The organism is Intrasporangium sp., assembly GCF_051961875.1.
GTDB lineage: Bacteria > Actinomycetota > Actinomycetes > Actinomycetales > Dermatophilaceae > Intrasporangium_A.
This window is the reverse complement of sequence record NZ_JBQCCV010000125.1, coordinates 16,496-38,014: the sequence shown is the minus strand read 5'-3', so window position 1 is coordinate 38,014 and position 21,519 is coordinate 16,496. Positions and strand designations below refer to the sequence as shown.

At 71.4% G+C, this 21,519-nt stretch carries 20 protein-coding genes; 3 read left to right on the top strand and 17 right to left on the bottom strand.

All coding sequences use genetic code 11. The features are described from left to right. Positions 1–7: 7 nt before the first annotated feature. From ACTHJJ_RS07290 to ACTHJJ_RS07265, 6 genes are all read right to left on the bottom strand, one after another. On the bottom strand, positions 8–1,117 hold the full coding sequence (locus ACTHJJ_RS07290) for a peptidase C39 family protein (protein ID WP_440302273.1): 1,110 nt from the start codon (positions 1,115–1,117) through the stop codon (positions 8–10). 107 nt (positions 1,118–1,224) lie between these two features. Beyond that, positions 1,225–1,707: a metallophosphoesterase family protein gene (locus ACTHJJ_RS07285; RefSeq protein WP_440302360.1), complete on the bottom strand. Its 483-nt coding sequence runs from the start codon at positions 1,705–1,707 to the stop codon at positions 1,225–1,227. Between the two features lie 158 nt (positions 1,708–1,865). Beyond that, positions 1,866–4,688: an aconitate hydratase AcnA gene (gene acnA, locus ACTHJJ_RS07280; RefSeq protein ID WP_440302272.1), complete on the bottom strand. Its 2,823-nt coding sequence runs from the start codon at positions 4,686–4,688 to the stop codon at positions 1,866–1,868. Positions 4,689–4,837: 149 nt separating this feature from the next. After that, on the bottom strand, positions 4,838–5,242 hold the full coding sequence (locus ACTHJJ_RS07275; protein WP_440302271.1) for an acyl-CoA thioesterase: 405 nt from the start codon (positions 5,240–5,242) through the stop codon (positions 4,838–4,840). 64 nt (positions 5,243–5,306) lie between these two features. After that, complete coding sequence (locus ACTHJJ_RS07270; protein ID WP_440302270.1) at positions 5,307–6,563, bottom strand: class I SAM-dependent RNA methyltransferase; 1,257 nt, start codon at positions 6,561–6,563, stop codon at positions 5,307–5,309. After that, positions 6,560–8,521, bottom strand: coding sequence for an APC family permease (locus ACTHJJ_RS07265; protein ID WP_440302359.1), 1,962 nt, complete (start codon positions 8,519–8,521; stop codon positions 6,560–6,562). The genes ACTHJJ_RS07270 and ACTHJJ_RS07265 overlap by 4 nt, the downstream gene beginning before the upstream one ends. 124 nt (positions 8,522–8,645) lie before the next feature. On the opposite strand from ACTHJJ_RS07265, the gene ACTHJJ_RS07260 reads away from it, so the two are divergent. Next, positions 8,646–9,308: a potassium channel family protein gene (locus tag ACTHJJ_RS07260; RefSeq protein ID WP_440302269.1), complete on the top strand. Its 663-nt coding sequence runs from the start codon at positions 8,646–8,648 to the stop codon at positions 9,306–9,308. Positions 9,309–9,322: 14 nt separating this feature from the next. Further along, a complete protein-coding gene (locus ACTHJJ_RS07255; RefSeq protein WP_440302268.1) occupies positions 9,323–10,006 on the top strand; it encodes a potassium channel family protein in 684 nt (227 codons plus the stop codon). A 45-nt stretch (positions 10,007–10,051) separates the two neighbouring features. On the opposite strand, the gene ACTHJJ_RS07250 is transcribed toward ACTHJJ_RS07255, so the two are convergent. From ACTHJJ_RS07250 to ACTHJJ_RS07220, 7 genes are all read right to left on the bottom strand, one after another. Then, the gene (locus ACTHJJ_RS07250; protein WP_440302267.1) at positions 10,052–10,792 is read right to left on the bottom strand and encodes a DUF3159 domain-containing protein; all 741 of its coding nucleotides are present in this window, start codon (positions 10,790–10,792) and stop codon (positions 10,052–10,054) included. Then, positions 10,782–11,174 carry an OB-fold nucleic acid binding domain-containing protein gene (locus ACTHJJ_RS07245; RefSeq protein WP_440302266.1) on the bottom strand — a complete coding sequence of 131 codons (393 nt, stop codon included), beginning with the start codon at positions 11,172–11,174 and terminating at the stop codon, positions 10,782–10,784. The genes ACTHJJ_RS07250 and ACTHJJ_RS07245 overlap by 11 nt, the downstream gene beginning before the upstream one ends. Before the next feature lie 3 nt (positions 11,175–11,177). Next, complete coding sequence (locus ACTHJJ_RS07240) at positions 11,178–11,915, bottom strand: DUF3710 domain-containing protein (protein WP_440302265.1); 738 nt, start codon at positions 11,913–11,915, stop codon at positions 11,178–11,180. 21 nt (positions 11,916–11,936) lie between these two features. Then, on the bottom strand, positions 11,937–12,389 hold the full coding sequence (gene dut, locus ACTHJJ_RS07235; RefSeq protein ID WP_440302264.1) for a dUTP diphosphatase: 453 nt from the start codon (positions 12,387–12,389) through the stop codon (positions 11,937–11,939). Positions 12,390–12,454: 65 nt separating this feature from the next. Next, entirely contained in the window at positions 12,455–12,754 is a 300-nt protein-coding gene (locus tag ACTHJJ_RS07230) for a DUF4193 domain-containing protein (RefSeq protein WP_034713644.1), read from the bottom strand. Between the two features lie 162 nt (positions 12,755–12,916). After that, positions 12,917–13,747, bottom strand: coding sequence for an inositol monophosphatase family protein (locus ACTHJJ_RS07225; RefSeq protein WP_440302263.1), 831 nt, complete (start codon positions 13,745–13,747; stop codon positions 12,917–12,919). Positions 13,748–13,767: 20 nt separating this feature from the next. Beyond that, complete coding sequence (locus tag ACTHJJ_RS07220; RefSeq protein WP_440302262.1) at positions 13,768–14,847, bottom strand: ferrochelatase; 1,080 nt, start codon at positions 14,845–14,847, stop codon at positions 13,768–13,770. Between the two features lie 98 nt (positions 14,848–14,945). On the opposite strand from ACTHJJ_RS07220, the gene sepH reads away from it, so the two are divergent. Then, complete coding sequence (gene sepH, locus ACTHJJ_RS07215; RefSeq protein ID WP_440302261.1) at positions 14,946–16,274, top strand: septation protein SepH; 1,329 nt, start codon at positions 14,946–14,948, stop codon at positions 16,272–16,274. Between the two features lie 39 nt (positions 16,275–16,313). On the opposite strand, the gene ACTHJJ_RS07210 is transcribed toward sepH, so the two are convergent. The 4 genes from ACTHJJ_RS07210 to ACTHJJ_RS07195 are packed head-to-tail and all read right to left on the bottom strand — an operon-like array spanning position 16,314 to position 21,503. Beyond that, the gene (locus ACTHJJ_RS07210; RefSeq protein ID WP_440302260.1) at positions 16,314–17,018 is read right to left on the bottom strand and encodes a thymidine kinase; all 705 of its coding nucleotides are present in this window, start codon (positions 17,016–17,018) and stop codon (positions 16,314–16,316) included. 11 nt (positions 17,019–17,029) lie between these two features. Then, entirely contained in the window at positions 17,030–18,184 is a 1,155-nt protein-coding gene (locus ACTHJJ_RS07205; protein ID WP_440302259.1) for an alkaline phosphatase family protein, read from the bottom strand. Further along, the gene (locus tag ACTHJJ_RS07200) at positions 18,181–18,783 is read right to left on the bottom strand and encodes a DUF5998 family protein (RefSeq protein ID WP_440302258.1); all 603 of its coding nucleotides are present in this window, start codon (positions 18,781–18,783) and stop codon (positions 18,181–18,183) included. The genes ACTHJJ_RS07205 and ACTHJJ_RS07200 overlap by 4 nt, the downstream gene beginning before the upstream one ends. A 23-nt stretch (positions 18,784–18,806) precedes the next feature. Next, positions 18,807–21,503, bottom strand: a complete 2,697-nt coding sequence (locus tag ACTHJJ_RS07195; protein ID WP_440302257.1) for a bifunctional acetate--CoA ligase family protein/GNAT family N-acetyltransferase — start codon at positions 21,501–21,503, stop codon at positions 18,807–18,809. Between the last annotated feature and the right edge of the window lie 16 nt (positions 21,504–21,519).

Below are 21,519 nucleotides of genomic sequence, written 5' to 3'. Positions count from 1 at the left end.
GGGCACGTCAGCCCCAGTTCGGCTCCGGGGTCGGCGCCGCTGGCAGGGACACGTCCCGCGGGTGGATGACGTAGGCGATGCCGCCGCTGCCGGCCCACCAGGCCTGCTCGAAGGCCTCACGCGGGAACACGATGCGCACCGCCTCGGGGCTCGCTTCCCCGCGTGACCCGGGGTCGTTGCAGACGACGTCGCCGTCGGGGGTGAACCCGATGATCGTCAGCAGGTGGCCCTCCGTCCGGTACACCGCGCCCGGTAGGTCCTCCGGCGTGAACCGGACGGACACCGCGAGCGGGATCCCGGCCCGGAGGAACTGCTCCGCCTCCCCCAGCCCGCGGAGGCGGGTCACATAGCCGCGCAGCCCGCGCTCGGCGGCATACGCGATGTTGAATGCCCAGTTGCCCGCGCCGCCGTACGCGTCGTCGAAGACGGAGCGCACCGCGTGGACGACCTCGGGGTCGACGTCGTGACCGACCCAGGCCGTCTCCTCGGCGCTCGGTGTGCGCCCCCAGTACCCGAGCAGCATCGTCGTCGCGGTCGGCGAGCACCAGGAGCCGCCCCCGCCGTCCCAGTGCGGGAAGGTGCCGGCGTGACGTCGTTGCGACAGGGGCGGGACACCGAGCTCCGTCACGGTGGGCGACGGCGGGGCGCTGTCCTCACCGACCGGGTCGGGAGCACTGACGAGGGCTGCGACGAGCCTGACATCGGGCCACTCGTCAGGGCGTCCGGTGTAAGCGCTGACGCGAACCTGGAACTGGCGGAAGGGGTTTCGGGCAATGAAGGTGTCGGTGTCGACCTTCCCCTCGGGCAGGTCCTGGCCGAGCAGACTGGTCCGCCGCACCGGCGACCCGGCCTCCGGGTCGCCGGCCGACCACCGCGCGAGGGTGAACCAGGCCGACCACGCCTCGTCTCCGAGGACCCGGCCCTCGACCACGAGCCAGGCACAGAGCGGTGTGGTGGCATTCCACGAGGCAATGAGCTCGGTTGCAGCAAAAGGTGATTCCGTCACGGGTGAGGTCCAGACCCGGCTGGCGACGGGCACGCCGTCGACACTCTCGCTGGGCGGCTGCGGGGCCCAGTCCTCTGGGGGCTCCCAGATCCACAAGCGGGGACGCGTCACGGGCACAGGATGTCACGACGGACTCCTCGCCGTCGCGGCGACCAACGAGAACGACCACAGGTTGGAACGTCGCTGCCTCACGGCGCCGCAGCCGGTGGCATCCAGCCTCAGCGCGGCAGCCGGTGCAGCTCGACGTCGGTGAGCTCGCCCGCTGTCGCGAACGCCGTCAGGTAGGTGCAGTGCGGCTGCCGCCGCCGGTCGGTCGGCGAGCCCGGGTTGAGCAGCCGCAGGCCGCGCGGCGTCACCGTGTCCCACGGGATGTGGCTGTGCCCGAACACCAGCACGTCGGCGTCGGGGAAGGCCGCGTCGCAGCGCTGCTCGCGCCCCGTGGCCTGGCCCGTCTCGTGCACGACGGCGAGGCGCACCCCCGCCAGCTCCTCCCGGGCCACCTCGGGCAGCCGGGAACGGAGCTCAGCACCGTCGTTGTTGCCCCAGACCCCGATCAGCCGGCGCGACCTGGCCTCGAGCTCGTCCAGCAGCGCGACCTCGACCCAGTCGCCGGCGTGCACCACGGCGTCGGCCGCCTCGGCCTGCTCCCACAGCTCCGCCGGCAGGACCCTGGCGCGCTTGGGCACGTGCGTGTCCGCCATGATGACGAGCCGTATGCCGTTCACTCCGCCACGCTAGCCCGCCACATGCCGGACCGCGCGGGCGAGCATCGGCCCGCTGACCGCCATACCGGGGACCGGAAGGGCCCCGAGCGATCGCCAGCGCGATCGCCCGGGGCCCCCGGGTGTCCGTCAGGCCTTCACGCCTTGGCTCCGACGAGTGAGCGGAGGACGTACTGCAGGATCCCGCCGTTGCGGTAGTAGTCCGCCTCGCCGGGGGTGTCGATCCGGACCACCGCATCGAACTCGACCGTCTCGCCGGACCCCTTGGTCGCCGTCACGTGGACCGTCCGCGGCGTCGTGCCCTCGTTGAGGGCGGTGATGCCGCTGATCGAGAAGGTCTCGGTGCCGTCCAGGCCGAGCGAGTCCGCGCTCTCCCCCGCCGGGAACTGCAGCGGGATGACGCCCATGCCGATGAGGTTGGAGCGGTGGATGCGCTCGTAGCTCTCGGCGATGACCGCCTTGACGCCGAGCAGGGTCGTGCCCTTGGCCGCCCAGTCGCGCGACGAGCCCGAGCCGTACTCCTTGCCGGCGAGGACGACGAGCGGCACACCGGCGGCCTGGTAGGCCATCGACGCGTCATAGATGCTCGTCTGCTCGCCGCCTGCCAGGAAGTTGCGGGTGAAGCCGCCCTCGACGCCGTCGAGGAGCTGGTTCTTCAGGCGGATGTTCGCGAACGTGCCGCGGATCATGACCTCGTGGTTGCCACGGCGCGAGCCGTAGGAGTTGAAGTCCTTGCGCTCGACGCCGTGCTCGGCGAGGTACTTGCCCGCGGGGCTGTCGGCCTTGATCGAGCCGGCCGGGCTGATGTGGTCGGTCGTCACCGAGTCGCCGAGCTTGGCGAGGACCCGGGCGCCGTCGATGTCGCAGACCGGGGCCGGCTCCATCGTCATGCCCTCGAAGTACGGGGGCTTGCGGACGTAGGTCGACTCGCCGTCCCACTCGAAGGTGTCACCCTGCGGGGTGGGCAGCGACTGCCAGCGCTCGTCGCCGGCGAACACGTCGGCGTAGTCCTCGCTGAACATCTCCGTGCTGATGCTCGCCGCGATGGTGCGCTCGACGTCCTCAGGGGAGGGCCAGATGTCGCGGAGGAAGACGTCGTTGCCGTCCGAGTCCTTGCCGAGCGCGTCGGCCTCGAAGTCGAAGTCCATCGTGCCGGCGAGGGCGTAGGCGATGACGAGCGGCGGGCTCGCCAGGTAGTTCATCTTGACGTCCGGGTTGATCCGGCCCTCGAAGTTGCGGTTGCCGGAGAGGACCGACACGACGGCGAGGTCACCGTCGGCGACGGCCTGCGAGACCTCCTCGATGATCGGCCCGGAGTTGCCGATGCACGTCGTGCAGCCGTAGCCGACGAGGTGGAACCCGAGCTTCTCGAGGTAGGGCCACATGCCGGCCTTCTCGTAGTAGCCCGTGACGACCTTCGAGCCGGGCGCCATCGAGGTCTTGACCCAGGGCGCGACACCGAGGCCCTTCTCCACGGCGTTCTTGGCGAGCATCGCGGCCGCCATCATCACCGAGGGGTTCGAGGTGTTGGTGCAGCTCGTGATCGAGGCGATCGCGACGTGGCCGTGGTCGATCGCCACGTCCTGTCCGTCGAGCGTCACCGACACGGGGTTGCTGGCCCGGCCGTTCGTCGCGGCGGGCGAGCGGGTGGGCTTGCCGGCCGCCTCCGAGACCTGGTCGGCGTCGTAGGTCGGCGCGTCCGACGCCGGGAACGTCGCCATGAGCTCCCGGTCGAGCGAGCTCTTCTCGATCGTGTTGCCCTGCACGACGTAGTTCTTGAGGTCGTTGCGGAACTGCTCCTTGGCCCGGGAGAGCTCGATGCGGTCCTGGGGCCGCTTCGGCCCGGCGATCGAGGGCACGACCGTCGACAGGTCGAGCTCGAGGCGCTCGGAGTAGCGGGCCTCGCGGGACGGGTCGAGCCACATCCCCTGCTCCTTGGCGTACGCCTCGACGAGGGCGACCTGCTCGGTGGAGCGGCCGGTGAGGCGCAGGTAGTCGAGGGTGACGTCGTCGATCGGGAAGATCGCGCAGGTCGAGCCGAACTCGGGGCTCATGTTGCCGATCGTCGCGCGGTTCGCGAGCGGCACCTGGGCCACGCCCTCGCCGTAGAACTCGACGAACTTGCCGACCACGCCGTGCTCGCGGAGCATCTCGGTGATCGTGAGGACGACGTCGGTCGCCGTCGCGCCGGAGGGGATGGAGCCGGACAGCTTGAAGCCGACGACGCGCGGGATGAGCATCGAGACGGGCTGACCGAGCATGGCCGCCTCGGCCTCGATGCCGCCGACGCCCCAGCCGAGCACGCCGAGCCCGTTGACCATCGTCGTGTGCGAGTCGGTGCCGACGCACGTGTCGGGGTAGGCCTGCACGACGCCCGCATCGCCCTCGCGGGTCATGACGGTCCGAGCGAGGTGCTCGATGTTGACCTGGTGGACGATGCCGGTGCCCGGCGGGACGACCTTGAAGTCGTCGAAGGCGGTCTGGCCCCAGCGCAGGAACTGGTAGCGCTCGCGGTTGCGCTCGTACTCGATCTCGACGTTCTTGGCGAACGCGTCGGGACGGCCGAACACGTCGATGATGACGGAGTGGTCGATGACGAGCTCGGCCGGAGCGAGCGGGTTGATCTTCTTCGCGTCGCCGCCGAGGTCGGCCATCGCCTCGCGCATCGTCGCGAGGTCGACGATGCACGGCACACCGGTGAAGTCCTGCATGATGACGCGGGCCGGGGTGAACTGGATCTCCGTGTCCGGCTCGGCGCTCTCGTCCCAGGAGCCGACCGCCCGGATGTGGTCGGCGGTGATGTTCGCGCCGTCCTCCGTCCGGAGCAGGTTCTCGAGGAGGACCTTGAGGCTGTACGGGAGCGTCTCCTGCCCCTCGACGCCCGCGAGGCGGAAGATCTCGTAGGACCTGTCCCCGACCTCGAGCGTCCCCTTGGTCTTGAAGCTGTCAACACTGCCCACGTCGGGCTCCTTCCAGCGTCAGGATCGATTTATCTTGATATCAAGATATCTAACCACATGGGCCATCGCTTGTCAGCCCCGGTGGCGCCGTGGGTCCTCTCCCAAACGAGGAGGTATGCCGCCCAGCGTGCTTCCGCACGGCGGTTGGCTCAGGCGGGGGCGAGGGCGCGGCGCAGGGCCGGGTCCATGTCGGCCTTGGCCCCCGTGTCCGAGTCGACCCAGACATAGGTGATGACGCACGTCGCGGTGAGGATGGGGTCGGCGCCGGCCCGCCAGATCTCGTGGCACAGCGTGAACGAGGACGCCCCGACGCTCGTGACCGAGACCCGGATCTCGGCCCGGTCGAGCGGCTGCAGGCTGGCCACCCAGTCGATCTCGGCGTGGCGGACGAGGGCGTTGGCCCGTTCCTGGGCGAACCGGTACGGGCCGAAGCCGACGCTGTCGAGGAAGGCCCACTTCGCGTCCTCGCACCAGGTGAGGTAGTGCGAGTTGAAGACGACCCCGGCCATGTCGATCTCGGAGAACTTGACCGCGACGGGATAGCTGAACGACACGTCGGTGTCCTCTCGACGACGAGGTGGGGCTGCGGACAGGAACGTACCAGCCCGCGAGCCCGGGCTACTCGGCCGGTTCGAGCACGGCGATGCACTCGACGTGGTGCGTCATCGGGAACGCGTCCCACGCCTCTAGATGCGACATCCGGTAGCCGTGCGAGGCGAAGGCGTCGACGTCCCGGGCCAGGGCCGCGGGGTCACAGGCGACGTAGACGACCCGGCGGGGCGTCATCGCGGCGACCGAGGTCACGACGTCCTTGCCCGCCCCGGTCCGTGGCGGGTCGAGCACGACGAGGTCGGCGGTGATGCCCTGCGCCACGAGCGAGGTCAGCTCACGGTCGACGCGGTTGGCCCGCCACTCGACCGTCGTCAGGTCGGCGCAGTTGTCGATGCCGTTCTTCACGGCCCGGTCGTCGCCCTCGATGCCGAGCACGGCACCGGCGGGGCCGACGAGCTCGCCGAGCCGCAGGGTGAACAGGCCGGACCCGGCATAGAGGTCCAGCACGTGGTCACCGGGCCGCACATCGAGGTGGGCGACGACCCTCGTCAGGAACGTCGTCGCCGCGCCCGGGTGGACCTGCCAGAAGCCGCGCGCCGCGACGACGTACTCCCCCGTCCAGTCGCCGTCCCGGGCCAGCTCACCGACGAGTCCCCCGTCGGCGGCCTCGCCGCCGGCGACGGGCACGAGCACCGGTTCCTCCGGATGGGCGGCGTCGACCACGTCGACGGAGTCGACCCCGGTCCAGTCCGTGTCGAGGACCCCGGAAGCGAGCACGCCGTCGGTGGCGATGAGGCAGTCGTCGATCGCCACGACCCGCCGGGACCGGTACTCCCGCAGGCCAGCGCGTCCCGACTCGTCGACCGCGAACTCGACCCGGGTGCGCCACCGGAGGCCGTCCCGGTCCCCTGGGACGGGCCGCACCTCCACGTCGACGTCGAGGTGCGCGATCCGGGCGAACTGCTCGCGAACGACCGCCGCCTTGAGCTCGCGCTGGTGCGGCATGGCCACGTGCTGGAAGTCGCAGCCGCCGCACTGCCCGGGGACGGCATACGGACACGGCCGCTCGACGCGGTGTGGCGATGCGACGAGGACCTCCACGGCATCCGCACGCACGAACCGGTCCCCGACCCGGCCCTCGGTCACTCTGGCGCGGACCCGCTCGCCGGGCAGCGTGTGCCGGACGAAGACCACCTGGCCCTCGTGCCGCGCCACGCAGTGGCCACCGTGGGCGACCGGCCCGACCTCGAGCTCCCACTCCGAGCCGACGAGCGACGGTGCGTCACCCTGCCGCGGGCGCGGACGCCGGCCCTGGGCGCTCATCGCCCGCCCCCACGGACCGAGCCACTGATCGGCGGCTCGTCGATCCAGGCCCGCTCGGCCCCGGCGGAGGACGCGAGCTGCCACGGCACGCTCACGACCATGACGCCCGGGGTGAAGAGCAGCCGGGCCTTGAGGCGCAGGGCGCTCTGGTTGTGGAGCAGCTGCTCCCACCACTTGCCGAGCACATACTCGGGCAGGTAGACGGTGACCACGTCCCTCGGGCTGTCGCTCCGGATCGACCTCACATAGTCGAGGATCGGACGGGTGATCTGCCGGTAGGGCGAGGCGAGGACCTTGAGGGGCACGGGGATGTCGTGCCGGGCCCATTCGGCGAGCAGCTCGCGCGTCTCCTCCGGGTCGACGTCGACCGTCACGGCTTCGAGGAAGGAGGGCCGGCTGGCCCGGGCGTAGGCGAGGGCGCGCAGGGTCGGCTTGTGGATCTTGGAGACACAGACGATGGCGTGGACGTGCGAGGGCAGGATGGGCCGGTCCGACTCCCAGTCCACGGCGAGCTCGGTCTGCACCCGGTTGTAGTGCCGCTTGATCCCGAGCATCAGCACGTAGAGGACGATCATCGCCGCGATGGCGTACCGCGCGCCCGCCTGGAACTTCGTGATGAGCACGACGACGAGCACGGTCCCCGACATCACGGCGCCGATGGAGTTGATGATCCGGGAACGCTGCATCCGGTGCCGGACCTTGGCGTCGCGCTCGAGGCGCAGGTGCCGCGTCCAGTGCCGGATCATGCCGATCTGGCTCGTCGTGAAGGAGACGAAGACACCGACGATGTAGAGCTGGATGAGCGCGGTCACGCTGGCCCGGAAGACGATGACGAGCACGATCGCGGCGCCCGACAGGATGAGGATGCCGTTGGAGAAGGCGAGCCGGTCGCCTCGGGTGTGCAGCTGCCGCGGCAGGTAGCCGTCCCGGGCGAGGATCGAGGCGAGCACCGGGAAGCCGTTGAAGGCGGTGTTCGCCGCGAGGATGAGGATCAGGCCGGTCACGATGGAGACGAAGGCGATGCCGATCGGGAAGTTCGCGAAGACCGTCGTGGCGAGCTGGCCGATGGTCGTGTCCTGGACGTAGCTGTCCCCGACCGGCACACCGTTCCGCAGCAGCTGCCTCGACGGGTCGTCGGCGATCTTGACGCCGGTCCAGTGGCTGAGCGCGATGATCGAGCTGAGCATCACGACCGAGAGCGTGCCCATCATGAGCAGGGTGGTCGCGGCGTTGTGGCTCTTGGGCTTGCGGAAGGCCGGCACCCCGTTCGAGATCGCCTCGACACCGGTCAGGGCGGCGCTCCCCGACGAGAACGCCCGCAGGATGAGGAAGAAGGCTGCGAAGCCCGTGAGCTCTTGGCTGCCCTCGGGCACGAGCGTGAGCGACCCGCTCTCGGCCGCGGGGAGCGTCCCGGTGAGGTGCTGGACGAGCCCGTAGAGGCCCATCCCGATGATCCCGAGCATGAAGGCGTAGACCGGCACGGCGAACGCTCGGCCCGACTCGCGCACCCCCCGCAGGTTCATCGCCGTCAGCAGGGCGATGAGCACGACCGCGACGATGACCTCCCGGCCGCGGACGAAGTCGAGGACGGTCGCCGCGTTCGCGACCCCCGAGGAGATCGACACCGCGACGGTCAGGACGTAGTCGACGAGGAGGGCGCTCGCGACGGTGAGCCCGGCCTTCGGGCCGAGGTTGACGGTCGCGACCTCGTAGTCCCCGCCGCCCGAGGGATACGCGTGCACGTTCTGCCGGTACGAGGCGACGACGACCACCATGACGGCGATGACGCCGAGCGTGACCTGCCAGCTGTGGGTCGTCGCGAAGGCCCCTCCGGCGACCCCGAGGGTGAGGAGGATCTCGTCGGGGGCGTACGCGACGGACGAGAGCGCGTCGCTCGCGAAGATGGGCAGGGCGAGGCGCTTCGGCAGGAGCGTCTCGCCCAGCCTGTCGCTTCGCATCGCACGTCCGACGAGGACGCGCTTCAGCAGCGAACCTGAGCCTGGCACGCAGGACACTGTATGCCGCTCAGCACACGTTCGCGCACACGTGAGCCGCGTGCGTGGCTGGTGTAGCGTCGCGATCGTGCACTTCGTCATCATGGGCTGTGGCCGTGTGGGGTCGACCCTCGCCCGCACGCTCGGTCGCATCGGCCACGACGTGGCCGTCATCGACGCCGACCCGTCGGCCTTCCGGCGCCTCGGCGCAGAGTTCGAGGGCCAGACCGTGACCGGGATCGGCTTCGACCGGGACACCCTCGTCGCCGCGGGCATCAAGGAGGCCTACGCCTTCGCCGCCGTGAGCAGTGGCGACAACTCCAACATCCTCGCCGCGCGCGTGGCACGCGAGACGTTCGGCGTCGAGCACGTCGCGGCGCGGATCTACGACCCCCAGCGCGCGATGGTCTACCAGCGCCTCGGCATCCCGACCGTCGCGACCGTCCGCTGGGCGGCCGACCAGATGATCCAGCGGCTCCTGCCCCAGGGGGCGATGCCGGAGCTGACCGACCCGAGCGGCAAGATCGTCATCGCCGAGGTCCCCCTGGCCGACGAGTGGGTCGGCCTTCCGCTCACCGACGTCGAGCAGCTCACCGGCAGCCGCGTGGCCTACCTGACCCGGCTCGGTGAGGGCGTGCTCCCCGAGCCGGAGACGGTCGTCCAGGCCGGCGACCTCGTCCACCTCGCCGTGCGCCGCACCGAGATGGCGCGGGTCGAGCGCATCTGCGACCAGCCGCCCGTCACCACCTGAGTCTGAGGAGTCCGATGCGTGTCGTGATCGCCGGGGCCGGCAGCGTGGGCCGGTCCATCGCCAGGGAGCTGCTCGCGAGCGGCCACCAGGTGCTGCTCATCGACAAGGACGCCGACGACGTCCAGGCGTCGCGGGTCCCCGAGGCCTCTTGGCTGCTCGCCGACGCCTGCGAGCTGTCCGCGCTCGAGGAGGCCCGGCTCGAGGAGTCCGACGTCGTCGTCGCCGCGACCGGCGACGACAAGGCCAACCTCGTCGTGTCCCTGCTCGCCAAGACCGAGTTCGGGGTGCCCCGGACGGTGGCCCGCGTCAACAACCCCAAGAACGAGTGGATGTTCGACGAGTCCTGGGGTGTCGACGTCGCGGTCTCGACACCGCGTCTCATGACGGCCCTCATCGAGGAGGCCGTCAGCATCGGCGACCTCGTCCGGATCTTCGAGTTCCAGCAGGGGCGGGCCTCGATGGTCGAGATCACCCTGCCCGATCGCAGCGAGTTCGTGGGCCGGCGCATCGGTGACGTGACGTGGCCGGAGGACACCGTGCTCGTCGCGATCATCCGGCGGCAACGACCGATCGCGCCGACGCTGGACGACGCGATGGAGGGCGGCGACGAGCTGCTCTTCATCACGACGAGCGAGCAGGAGGCCGACCTGCAGCGGCTCCTCGCCCCCGACGTCCGTCCGCGCACGGCCCACGCCTGACCCGTCCCGGCCGGCCGCCCCGGCCTGACGGCCGAGACGGTCGGCTCAGGAGCCGGCTGCGGTGGTGTCGATCGGGGTGCGGCCCCGCACGAGGATCGCCCCCATCGCGGTGAGGGCGACGAGGTAGGCGGGCCAGCCGAGCGCGACCTTCGCCACCGCCAGGGCCGCGACCTGCTCCGCGAAGTAGAGCGGGACCATGATGCCGAGCCTCACCACGTTGAGCGCGACGAGCACCCAGGCGAGCCGGCAGGCGACGGTGATGATCCCCCGGTGCTTGCGCCACCAGGTCGGATCCTGGGCGAACACCTCCGGCTCCGCCACGCCGACGACGAAGCCGAAGACGGGCCAGCGGAGCAGGTTCGTCACGACGAGCAGCACGAGCAGGCCGGCGTTCTGGATCATGCCGGGCAGGAAGGCGTCCTCGGCGCGACCGGAGCGAAGCGCGAAGAACGCGGAGATGCCGACCCCGGCAGCGGCATACAGGATGAAGCGGACGTCCTGGCGCTGGAGGACGCGGAGGACGAGGAAGACGAGTGCCGCCGCTCCGGCGGCGAGGAGCGCCTCGCGCAGGTCGCGGCGCACCGACCACACGACGGCGAACAACAGCGTCGGTATGGCGCTCTCGACCGCCCCGCGCCAGCCGCCGATCGCTTCCGACAGCTTCTCCTTGAGCAGCTCCTCGACGGTCGAGTAGCGCCGCAGGTCCCGCGTCTCGGGTCGGCCCTCAGCGTCGCCAGAGGCGGGCTGGGGTGCGAGCGGATCGGCCGGCTCCTGCTCAGCCGCCATGGTGGCCATCCGGGCCGATGATCTCGTAGGACGGGTTGAAGATCGTCAGGACCTCGTGGTGGCGGGTGACCCGTCCGGTCGCCTGCAGCTTCACACCCGGCGCGATGCCGGGGATGCTGCGCCGCCCCAGCCAGATGAGGTGCAGGACGTCGGTGCCGTCCCACAGCTCGGCGTCGAGCGCCGCCACCTCGTCCGCCGGGCGCAAGGTGACGGACCTGACCTCGCCGCGCACGCTCACGAGCGTGCGCGGCGCGAGCTCACCGATGTGCTGCAGACCGACGTCGCTGCTCTCCTGCGCTAGGGCATCGGAGTCGATCTCGGCGGAGCTACGGAGCATCCGCTTGGCGAGGCGCCCGAGCGCGTTTCGGGGTTCGGGCGTCATGCCTCACCGGACCTCGGTTATCTCAGGACCGCGCTCGAACGGGTTGAGGTCGTCCAGGCGCGGGGCAGCAGCCGGGTCGACCCGCACGTCGGTCGTCGCCGCGTCCGGGAGCCGGAGCGGGAGCAGCTCACGCGGCGGCATCGCCTCGTCGCCCCGGTCGACCACGACCGTCCGGACCACGTCGTGGATGGCATCGGCGGCGGCCGGCTCGATCGCCGCACGACCGCTGACGACCGCCCGGAGGAACCAGCGCGGGCCGTCGACGCCGATGAACCGGGCCGGCACGAACATCGTCCGGCCGTCGGGTCCGGCCTGTGGCATGCGGGTCTGCAGCTCCTCACCGAACTCGCCCGTGACGACCTCTGCGGTCCCACCCGAGTCGGTGATCGTCCCTGCGATCTCGTTGCGGATCTCGATCCAGACGCCTTCGGTGCGCGGGGCGGCGAAGGCCTGCAGCTGGACAGCCGACTCACCGAGGACTGCCGTGACGCCGGTGATCTGCTGCTCCTGTTCGTTGACCTCGAGCCGGAGCTCCATCCCGGGCACACCCTTGAGCCAGATCGACCCGAGGTTGAGGTACTCCGACGTGTCGGAAACCTCGCCGCGGTCCCACGGTCCGTGGCTCGACGGCGCGTCGCTCGTGACGTCCGAGCCGACGGGGCTGTCGTCGAGCCGCTCCTCCGGGGCGAGCGCGTCGTCCTGCTGCTGGCCCGCGGACTTGTCTCGCTTGAAGAGTCCCACGTTGGTGTTCCGTCCTTTGTGTTACGCGTGTGTGGTCGTGGTGGCGCCGAAGCCGCCCGTCGACCCGTGTCCAGTGTCGCCCCGCTGGGTGGCGTCGAGCGAATCCACCTCGAGGAAGCGGGCCCGGACGACCGGCTGGACGACGAGCTGGGCGATGCGGTCGCCCCGACGGATCGTGAAGGTCTCGACCGGGTCGAGGTTGATCAGGTTGACCATGATCTCCCCCCGGTACCCCGCGTCGACCGTGCCCGGCGCGTTGACCGTGGTGACGCCGTGCCGGGTCGCGAGGCCCGACCGGGGCACGACGAAGCCGACGTGCCCGTCCGGCAGGGCCAGCGCCACCCCCGTCGGCACGAGGGACCGCTCCCCCGGCGCGAGCGTGACGTCCACCCGGGAGAGCAGGTCCGCGCCGGCATCACCCGGATGGGCATACGCCGGCAGCGGCAGCTCGGGGTCGATCCGGAGGATCTGCACGTCCTGCTCCGAACAAGCGCAAGGGTCGGTCACGGGGACCGACCCTACTGCTTGTGCTGTGGCGCTCAGGCTGCGCAGTCCGTGCAGATCATCTGGCCACCGACCTCCTTGGCCAGCTGGCTGCGGTGGTGGACCAGGAAACAGCGCGAACAGGTGAACTCGTCCGCCTGCTTCGGCAGGACCCGGACCGACAGCTCCTCACCGGAGAGGTCCGCACCGGGCAGCTCGAAGCCCTCGGCCTGCTCGGTCTCGTCGACGTCGACGCTCGAAGAGCTCTTGTCGACGCGACGGGACTTCAGCTCCTCCAGCGAATCCTCGGAGAGGTCGTCGTCGGTCTTGCGGGGTGCGTCGTAATCAGTAGCCATGGTCGCCTTCTCACTCCCTCAACTCATGCGTGGGAGCAACGTCGCATCCCCCACCTTTTGTTCCCGCCGCGTGGGCAGCAAAACACAGTGTTTCGTGGGCGGATTGTGCCCCAAAGCGGACCCGGTGTCACATCCGTTTCACCGGCCGTCATCACGGGTCGCTCAGCGGCCGGTGAACAGCCTGCGGACCGGCTCGACAAGGGCGGGTCCCGCGGCGACAGTGAGCTCCGGCTCCGGGTGGTCCCCGACCCCGACCACCCGCCCTCCGGCCTCCTCCACGACGAGCCAACCCGCCGCCATGTCCCAGGCCTTGAGGCCCGACTCGGCGAAGGCATCAACGGTACCTTCGGCGACGCGAACCAGGTCGAGCGCGGCGCTCCCGATCCGGCGGAGGTCACGCACCTGAGGCAGGACACCGAGCAGCACCTCGGCCTGACGGGCGCGGACCTTCGCCTCGTAGCCGAAGCCGGTGGCTAGGAGGGCGCGGGCCAGCGCGTCCTCGGTGGAGACAGCAAGACGGCTCGGCTCGCCGGGTACGCCGCGGTCCGGCCGGGTCCAGGCGCCGCCCCCGCGGCGGGCGTGGTGGACCGTTCCCCGGCAGGGGTCCGAGACCGCGCCGGCCACCGGCCGCCACTCGCCCGGCACACTGGGGTTGCCGACGACGACGGCGACGGAGACGGCATAGGCCGGGATGTCGTAGAGGTAGTTGACGGTGCCGTCGATCGGGTCGACGACCCAGGTGAGGCCGGACCGCCCGGACACCTGCGCGCCCTCCTCGCCGAGGATGCCGTCGTCCGGCCGCGCCGCCCGGATGAGGCCGTGCAGCAGCTCCTCCGAGCGGCGGTCCATGACGGTCACGACGTCTGTCTCGCTCGACTTCGTGTCGGCGACGCGAACCCGCTGGGGCCGCTCGTCGTGGATGAACCGCCCTGCCCGAGAAGCGAACTCGACGCAGAGCCGCTCGAGCTCGACCAACGCGTCAGGGTCGATCATGCCCTCCATCCCGTGCCCCCTCAATCCCGCCCGCACAGGGCGGGCCGGGCCGCGCGGAGGTTCGGGCAGCATCCGGGAGCGCAGACCGACGGCATCCGGCCGGGGAAGTCGGGCACGGCCTCGCCGCGCGCCTCTGCGGCACGGTCCTCGACCGCGTCGACGAGGTCATGCACGAAGGTGGGCAGCGTCCCGACGGTGGGGACGCGGACGAGGCGGACGCCGGCTCCCTCGGCGGTCTCGGCCGCCTCCGTGTCCAGGTCGAAGACGACCTCCATGTGGTCGGACACGAACCCGATGGGGGCGAGCACGACGGTGCGCACCCCCTCCCCGGCGAGCTCCTTGATCCGGTCGTTGACGTCGGGCTCGAGCCAGGGCTGGCTGGGCGGCCCGGACCGGGAGCAGAAGACGAGCTCGCCGGTGAGGTCGCGACCGAGGATCTCGTTGCTCTCCTCGGTCAGCGCCGACGCGAGAGCCAGGTGCTGGCGCTGGTAGAGGTCGCCATCGCCGTCACCGGGACCGGAGGTCTCGTCCATCGCCGTCGGGATGGAGTGCGTGACGAACAGCAGGGCGACCTCGGCGTCGGGAGCGCCGTCGATCGCGCGTATCGACTCGACGAGCCGCTGGAGGTTCGCCTGCTTGAAGCCGGGGCGGGGGGCGTAGGGCGCGATCTTGTCGACGGTGATCTCGATGCCGTCCTCGGCGAGCTGCGCCACCGCGTCCGCCAGGTTCTCGCGGTACTGGCGGCACGAGGAGTAGGAGGAGTACGCGCTCGTCGTCACCGCGACGACGCGACGGTGCCCAGCGGCATACGCCTCGCGCAGCGCGTCGGTGATGAAGGGGGCGCTGTTGCGGTTGCCCCAGAGGACGGGGATCTCCTCGCCGCGGGAGTCGAGCTCGGCGCGGAGCGCGGCGAGCAGGGCGCGGTTCTGATCGTTGATGGGGCTACGACCACCGAAGTGGTAGTAGTGCTGGCCGACCTCGACGAGCCGCTCGTCCGGGATGCCTCGCCCGCTCGTCACGCGGCGCAGGAAGGGCATGACCTCGTCGGGTGCCTCGGGGCCACCGAAACTGACGAGGAGGATGGCGTCGTAGGGGTCCATGACCTCACTGTCTCAGGCCGCGTGCAGGCGCGAGAAACCGGTCCGGTGCGGCGTGGACGCTTTCTCGGGCCGGGGCCGGGTGGCATGCTCGGTGGGGCATGGACCTGACGACCGACCCGGGAGACCCATCGATGCAGGACCTTCGGCTCATCGGAGTCCACGAGGACGGGGCGCACCTGATCCTCGGGGACGACGGCGGCAACCGCTACCGGGTGCCGCTCGATGAGCCGCTGCGGGCAGCGGTGCGGCGGGACCGGCCCCGCCTCGGGCAGCTGCAGATCGAGATGGACGGAGGGCTGCGCCCCAAGGACGTCCAGGCCATGATCCGCGGCGGTCTCACGGCGGAGGAGACTTCGGAGCGCGCCGGCTGGACGGTCGAGAAGGTGCGCCGTTACGAGGGGCCGATCCTCGCCGAGCGTGAGCACGTGGCGATGCTGGGGCGGCAGGTGCGGCTCCGGTCCGCCGGCGGCGGGCCCAGCGCGGGCCTGCTCGGCAGCCGTGTCGACGAGCGCCTCCGGTCTCGGCAGATCGACTCGAGCACGGCCCGCTGGGACTCGCGGCGCGACCACAAGGGCCGCTGGACCGTCATCGTCTTCTTCAACGCCGGCGGGCGGCAGCGGCAGGCGGAATGGTCCTTCGACCTGCTGGCGCGCACGGTGCAGGCCCTCGACGACGAGGCACGCTGGCTCAGCGCCGACGAGGACGTCGAGCCCGCGGGTCCGATCCCGGCGCCGCACCTGCGCGACGCCCGCCCGAGCGAGGTCTACGACGTCGAGGCCGAGGGTGGGCTCGACGCTCCCGACCGGCGCCGGCGTGACGGCGAGTCGATCGACCTCATGGCGGCGATGCGCGAGCGGAGTGCACGCCGCGGCCGCCGGCGCCGACCGCGCGCGACGGACGCCCCGGGCATCGACGCCGCCCCCGACGAGGCACTGCCACTCACGCCGCTGGCCGTCTCCCTCGAGGAGGCGGGCGACCCGCCGGCCGCGCACCCGCACCCCGAGGACGACCCCGACGCCGTTTTCGCGGAGCCGGCCGAGGAGGACCGGCGCGGCGAGCTGACCGGCGGTGACGACGACCTCCCGGAGACAGCCGCCTCGGCGCCGGACTCCCTTGCGGCCGCGGAAGCCGAAGACGCCCCCGACCCCTCGCCGCAACGGGAGGCGACGCCCGACCCCGCGCGGTCGCGGGACCCCGAGCCGGAGGCGACGCCGGAACCCGTCGCGACCCGCAACGGCAGCCAGCGCCCCTTGACGGAGGTGGCCACGAAGGACCTGCCCACCGCCAGCGGGAACGACTCGGACCAGGTGGCGGCCCCCGAGCCGCGACGCCCGGGGCCGGCTCAGAAGCGACCTGCGGCCCGCAAGTCGGGTCGGCCCAGCGTGCCGAGCTGGGACGACATCATGTTCGGCAAGAAGCCCGACTGACCCGAGTCGCGACGATCGAGCGAGACGGGTTCGAGCGGCTCAGTCGGAAGCTGCGCCCGGCTGCGTGACCGGCTGGGGCGGCAGCGGGCAGACGTCGAGGTCGAAGGGCAGCAGCGCGGGCGAGGGGGAGGCCGCGCGGGCGGCGTGGGACGTCATACGGCGCATGTAGTGCCGGCGGCAGAGCACCTCGTACTCGACGATCCCGACCTCGGCGGAGGCCACGTCGCCCACGACGACCTGCTCCCCCTCGACGACCATGGTCCCGTCGACGACGCGTGCATTGATGGTGGCGCGGCGCCCGCACCAGCACAGGGCCTCGACCTGGAGCACCTGGACCCGGTCGGCGAGCTCGACGAGACGCTTGCTGCCCGGGAACAGCTCGGTCCGGAAGTCGCTCGTGATGCCGAAGGCGAACACGTCGATGTCCATCTCGTCGACCACCCGGGCCAGCTGCTCGACCTGCGCCGAGCTGTAGAACTGGGCCTCGTCGCAGATCAGGTAGTCGATGTGCTGGCCCGCGGTCGCGCGCTCGACGATGACCTCCCAGAAGTCGAGGTCGTCATCGACCTCGATCGCGCCGGTCGAGAGGCCGAGTCGTGACGAGAGCATGTTGGCGCCGGCGCGGTCGTGCTGGCTGAAGATGAGCCCGGTGCGGCCACGAGCGGCGTGGTTGTGGTCCATCTGCAGGGCGAGGGTCGACTTGCCGCTGTCCATGGTCCCGGTGAAGAAGAGGAGCTCAGCCACGAGGCGGCAGCCTAGCGACCCAGTGCAGCCCGGCGGGGCGGCACGACGATGACGGGCACGGCGAGCTCTTCCTCGCTCGTCGAGCCGTGCACCCCGAGCAATGCGAGGATCTCCTTGCGCATGAGGCCCGAGTGGACCACGGCGAAGCGGTCCTGCATCGTCACCACGAGGTCCCCGATCCGCGGCAGCACCTCCGGGACGGTGGCACCGAACCAGCCCTCGTCGACGGCCTGCTCCCTCGTCATGACCCGGGCAAGGCTGCCGAGCCGCTCCCGCCAGGCCTGCGCCACCGTCTCGGCGGTGCCCGGTCGCAGGTAGAGCTGCAGATTGCGCGGCTCGCCACCGAGGTGCCGTATGCCGTCCATGAGCTCGGGTTCGTGGGCCAGGTCGAGGCGCTGGTCGAACGGCACGTCCACCATGCCGTGGTCGGCCGTGATGACGATCGACGTGTCGTCCGGGACCCGTTCGGCGAGGGAGGCCAGGGCCCGGTCGACCGACTCGACCTCGTCGCCCCACTGCCAGGACTGGCAGCCGTGGACGTGGCCGATCTTGTCGACGTCGCCCCAGTAGAGGTAGACGAGTGATCGGCGGGCCGCTGCCACCCGCTCCACGCTGGCGGTCACCCGCTCGCCGAGGTGCCGCGCCGCCACGAACCGGCCGCCGCGCAGCGCCGCGTTCGTCAGCCCGGACCCGTCGAAGTAGTGCGGGCCGACCCGGGTGACGCTGACGCCGTCGTCCTGCGCTGCCTGGAAGACGGTGCGCCGGGGCTGCCAGCGAAAGGGATCCGGACCGTCCTCCCACGACAGCTCGTTGAGGAGGCGGTCGGTGGCCGGGTCGAGCACCTGGAAGCCGACGAGGCCGTGCGACCCCGACGGCAGGCCGGTCCCGAAGGAGCCCATCGAGGTGGCCGTCGTCGTCGGGAAGCCGCACGGGATCCGCTTGGCTGCCGCGAGGTGCTGGCGCAGGAAGGGGGCGTGGCCGCTGCGCTGGGCGAGCAGGTCGTAGCCGAGCCCGTCGACGAGGACGACGACGCTGCGCGGCGCGGGCGGCAGCCCGAAGCGGTCGGCTCCGGCGAACCCTGACACGCCGAGCGAGTCGGCCACCGACGGGAGCACCGACGCGAGCGTGGCCGCCGACCAGTCGGGCACGCCCGGCCCGGACGTCACCGCCGGGCCACCCCACCACCGATGCTGGCGGACAGGGTGCGGGCGAACGCGAGCGCCGCGTCGACGGCACTCTCGCCGTCCGCGGCCGCACTGATCCGCAGGCTGATGTCGTCGGAGGCCACGGTTCCCTCGAAGCCGTGGTCGGCGGTGCACTCCGGGTCGGCGCACTGCGCGGGCAGCAGGTCGACCCGGCTGACGGCCCCCCACCCGATCGTGAGCGTGATGTCGCGGCTGTGCGTGCCCGGGGTGAACGACTCGGGGTGTGCGACGACGTGGGTGACCATCACGCCGCGCAGTGCCGCGAGCGGCACGGTCTCGGTCGTCGCAGTCGCCGTCGCGGGGGCGCCCGGCTCGGAGAAGTCGTCGGCGTGCGCGATGACGAGCCGCTGCGGTGTCACGACCAGGACGGTGACGTGGCGCCGGACGGTCTCGTCGTCGAAGGTCGTCTCCTGGTGGACCAGGTGGGAGATGACCTCGTCCCCCGCGACGGCCGACTCGACGACGTCGCAGACGAGGGACGGGTAGTACCCGGCGTGGGTGACGGCGAGGGTGAGGTCCTCCGGAAGGGCCCGATCCTGCTCCTGGGAGACACGGCGCATGGGCCCCATCCTTGCACTCCTGCTCACGTCATCCGGCGACGACCGGGATCCTTGCGGACGAGGGCGGGGCGCACCACGATCTCGGCACCGAGCGTGTCGACCCCACCCGTCCACGCGTTGACCGGGTTGAGCTCCACGGTGGCCAGCTCGGGGTGGTCGTCGGCGAGGACGGACAGCCGGGCGACGAGGTCGCGCAACGCGGCCCGGTGGACCGGGGCGGCGCCACGGTGACCGGCCAGCAGGGGTGCCGCCTTGACCCCGGAGATGAGGTCGCGCACGTCGACGTCGGTGAGCGGCGGGATGCGGTGGGCGATGTCGTCGAGCAGCTCGGTCGGCGGCCCGGCGACCGAGAAGCTCACAACCGGACCGAAGAGCGGGTCCTCCTGCGCGGTCAGCACGCACGACACTCCCGGCACGGCCATCCGCTGCACCACGAAGGTGCCCTCCCCCAGGGCCCCGAGACGGTGGCTCAGCGACTCGTACGCGTCGCGGACGGCCTCGGCGTCGCCGAGGTCGCCCCGGACTCCGGCGATCCCCGGTTGGTGCCGCACGACGGGCGACGTCGACTTGAGGATGACCGGGTAGGTCAACCGCTCGGCGGCCGCCACGGCCTCGTCGGCGGACTGGACGGCGACGGCGGGCCAGAGGCGGATGCCGTAGCTCTCGAGCAGCTCCCCCGACTCGTTCCGGGTGAGGGGCCGGCCCTCGGGACTGCCGGCGAGGATCCGGTCGATGAACGCCTCCGCGCGCGGGCGGTCGATGCCGGACGGCACCACAGGGGCGCCACGGTCCCGCGCCCGCCACTGCGCATAGCGGGTGACCGCGTTGAGCGCCCGGATGCCGTCCTCCGGCATCGTGTACGAGGGGACGATCCGCTCAGTGCCGTCGGCCTCCTCGTAACCGAGACCGCCTTCGACCCCTCGCATGCCGAGGAAGGTCGCGACGCAGGGCTTCTGGTGCCGGGCGACCACCGACCGGACCGCGGCGGTGACGTCCTCGTCGAGGGTGAGCAGCGGCGGGATGAACCCGGCGACGACGCTGTCGACGTGCGGGTCCGCGAAGGCCGCCTCGAGAGCCGTCGCGAACTCCTCGGCGCTGGCCTGTGGGAGCAGGGAGACCGGCCCGTGAGTCACCTCGAGGCCCCAGCTGAGGCAGGCGGACGCGCTGATCGAGCCGAGCGCGTCGGAGTTGCCGACGATCGCGACGCGCTGGCCCGCCGGCAGCGGCTGATGGAGGGTCAGCTGGGCCACGTCGAAGAGCTGGTGGATGTTCTCGACGCGGATGACGCCGGCTTGCCGGAGCAGGGCGTCGAAGGCCTGGGGCGGCACGTGGGTCCGCCGCGTGCGATGCCCGGGCGGCGCCGCGAAGCTCGACACCCCGGACGAGACGACGACGACCGGCTTGACCATGGCGAGCTGGCGGGCGATGCGGGAGAACTTGCGCGGGTTGCCCATCGACTCGAGGTAGAGGCCGACCGTGTGCGTGTCGGTGTCGTCGATCCAGTACTGCATGAGGTCGTTGCCCGAGACGTCGGCGCGGTTGCCGGCCGAGGCGAACACGGAGATCCCGAGACCCCGCCGGGCCGCCGACGCGAGGACCGCGATGCCGAGGGCGCCGCTCTGGGCGAAGAGCCCGAGCCGGCCGGGCGGGGGCACCACGGGGGCCAGGCTCGCGTTGAGCCGCACGTCCGGGTCGGTGTTGATGAGGCCGAAGCTGTTCGGGCCGACGAGGCGCATCCCGGCGAGTCGCACCTCTCGGCGCAGCTGCTCCTGGAGCCGGGCGCCCTCTTCACCCGCTTCACCGAAACCGGACGAGAGCACGAGCAGCGCCTTGACGCCTGCACGTCCGCACGCGCGGACGACACCGTGGACCTGCTCGGCGGGCACCACGACGACGGCGAGATCGATGGGACCCGGGGCGTCCTCGATGGAGCGATAGGCCGGCACGCCCTGCAGCTCGTCGACCTCGGGGTGGATCGCGACCAGGTCCCCCCGGAAGCCGGATCGCAGGATGTTGGCCAGGAGCATGGCCCCGACCGACCCTTCCCGGCGGCTCGCGCCGACGAGCGCCACGCGCTCCGGGAAGAGGATCGTGTGCATGCTGCGCGACTCGGCACGATGCTCCCGGGAGAGCCCGACGGCCTTGGAGTGCTCCGTCGGCTCGATCGCGAAGGACAGCTCGACGACCCCGTCCTCGACCCGGTGGGCGACCTCGTAGCCGGCGTCCTTGAAGACCATGAGCATCTTGCGGTTCTGCGGGAGCACCTCGGCGGTGAACTTCTCGATGCCGAACTCACGGGCGATCGCGGCGAGGTGCTCCAGGAGCACGGACCCGATCCCCCGGCCCTGGAACCGGTCGGAGATGTTGAACGCCACCTCGGCCGAGCCGCTGCCCTCGAGTCGGTCGTACCGGCCCACGCCGATGATGTCGTCGCCGACCGTGGCGACGAGCGCCACCCGGTCCTGGTAGTCGACGTGGGTGAAGCGGTGGACGTCCCGGTCGCTCAGCTCCTTGAGCGGGGCGAAGAAGCGGAGGTAGATCGACTCCGCCGACTGCGCGTTGTGGAAGCGGCGCAGCGCGTCCGCGTCGTCGGGCGTGATCGGCCGCAGGTGCGCCACCGACCCGTCCCGCAGCACTACGTCGGCCTCCCACTCCTCGGGGGGCGCAGGCACGAGCGTGCCGACCTGATCCGCAGCAGACCTCGTCTCGGCGTCGGGCATGGCGCCATCGTGTCAC